Source organism: Mycobacterium sp. E136 (assembly GCF_001666865.1).
In the GTDB taxonomy this organism is placed as follows: Bacteria; Actinomycetota; Actinomycetes; order Mycobacteriales; family Mycobacteriaceae; genus Mycobacterium.
Genome location: NZ_LZJE01000007.1, coordinates 1 through 1,102, shown reverse-complemented (window position 1 = coordinate 1,102; position 1,102 = coordinate 1). Strand labels below are relative to the sequence as shown.

General features: G+C 65.3%; 1 protein-coding gene. It reads right to left on the bottom strand.

Features of this window, described 5'->3' with window-relative positions; all coding sequences use genetic code 11:
- Positions 1–225: 225 nt before the first annotated feature.
- A partial coding sequence (locus A5698_RS00355; protein WP_231967231.1) for an ABC transporter substrate-binding protein occupies positions 226–1,102 on the bottom strand: 877 nt, incomplete at its 5' end.

The following is a 1,102-nucleotide window of genomic DNA, read 5'->3' as shown; positions in this document are numbered from 1 at the left end:
AACGGCACGACACTGCGTCGAGCAGAATCACCGTCACCACGGTCGATCTCAACCGCGGGTCCGTCTCCATCGCCCAGGTGAAGGCGTCTGTATTGCGCATGAATGCAGTCATCGTCGGCTCCCGCACCCACGCTACGGCTGCACGTCAGCCGCACGAAGCTCCTGCTCCCAGGAAAGGACCTAAGCCCCCGAAGGTGTCGACGAAGGTCCTGAGACGCCGAGGCGTTACGGCTTCATGAAGCCGATCTTCGTGTAGTCCGCGTCGGCCAGGCCGAAGGCCCCGTAGTTCGCCAGATTGCTTCGCACCGCGATGTTTCCGGGCGATTGGGTCAACGGCAGGCTGAACACCTCGTCGAACAGCATCTTGTCCAGCTCGTTGGCCAGCTGCCGGGCCTTCGCGGGATCCAGCTCGCCGACGGTCTGCTCGATCTTCTCGTCGATCTCCGGGCTGCTGATCTTGCCGAAGTTGCTCTCGGCTCCGGTCCGATAGATCTGGGTCAGGCTCGCGAGCGGGAAAGCGTCGCCGCTCCACGAGAACTGGGCAATGTCGAAGTTGCCGACGGTGACGTAGTCGGTGAAGAAGCCGGCCGCCGGGCGGACGTCCAGCTCGAGCTTGACGCCGATCTGGGCGAGGTTGTTCTGCGCGATCTGCCCGTACTGCCGAGTGCTCAGCGAGTCGAACAGCACGTCGCGGATCACCAGCTGACGACCGTCCTTCTCGCGAAATTGGCCGTTTTGTCGCCAGCCCAGCGCATCGAGCTCCTGCTTGGCCTTCTCCGGATCGAAGGCGACCGCGCCGCTGTTGTCCTGGTAGCCCTCCTGGCCCGCGACGAAGATGTGGTTGTTCAGCGGCACCGGATTGTCGGCGAGCCCGCGCTGGGTGACCTCGGCGATGGTCTTGCGGTCGATGCCCTTGGCGATCGCGCGGCGCAGCGCAGGGTCGGCCAAAATCGAACCGGGGGAGCCGTTGAACGTGAAGTGGTACCAGGCCAGGCCGGGCGCGCGGCGGATGCTCACGCCCTGCGTGCGCCGCGCGATCGCCAAGGGCATCGACCGCAAGACCATCGCCGAGGTCACCCAGCGCGGGCTCGCCGACAATCCG